Genomic DNA, 513 nt, shown 5'->3' with positions numbered 1-513 from the left:
TTAGCCACATATTTGGTGATGATTCTTCTGATAGTGCTGGACGAGGAGATGCATCTGCAATGGGAAAATATATCTCAGAACCTGAACTTGCTAGAAAAGAACTCAAGGTATTGTGCTTGAATTGTAATGAACTAAGAGAAATTATATCAAAACCTAAAGAAAATTATTCAAAACCTAAACCTAAAAAGAGCCGATATTTCCCAAGATAATTAATAAAATCATCTTTGATAATATATTAACACTTTAATTATAATTATTTTGAAATTAAATTATGAATGGCGACTTTAAGGCAATGGGTATCTCTTTGATTATTATGGTTGGGGTTGTTGCTCTCTACACTGTATTTGGTCAATAGATTACCCCTTAACAATCTCTACCGTGTTTTCAAGAATCCTAGTTGAAACTAGCTGATGTTCTTTATCTATTACTGACTGAAGAAAATCTGCAAATCTTTCTACATCGTCTTCATTTTTTAATAATATGCTATGAGCTGATTTATCTTTCAATGAAATG

The 513-nt window shown here is 31.0% G+C and carries 1 pseudogene; it reads left to right on the top strand.

Annotated features, from left to right (window positions below):
• A pseudogene (locus BD31_RS00275) lies at window positions 1–209 on the top strand (CxxC-x17-CxxC domain-containing protein); the annotation flags it as partial.
• Window positions 210–513 lie beyond the last annotated feature (304 nt).

This window comes from Candidatus Nitrosopumilus salarius BD31 (genome assembly GCF_000242875.2).
Lineage (GTDB): Archaea > Thermoproteota > Nitrososphaeria > Nitrososphaerales > Nitrosopumilaceae > Nitrosopumilus > Nitrosopumilus salarius.
The sequence above is the reverse complement of the archived record's forward strand: the minus strand, read 5'-3'. Positions and strand labels throughout refer to the sequence as shown.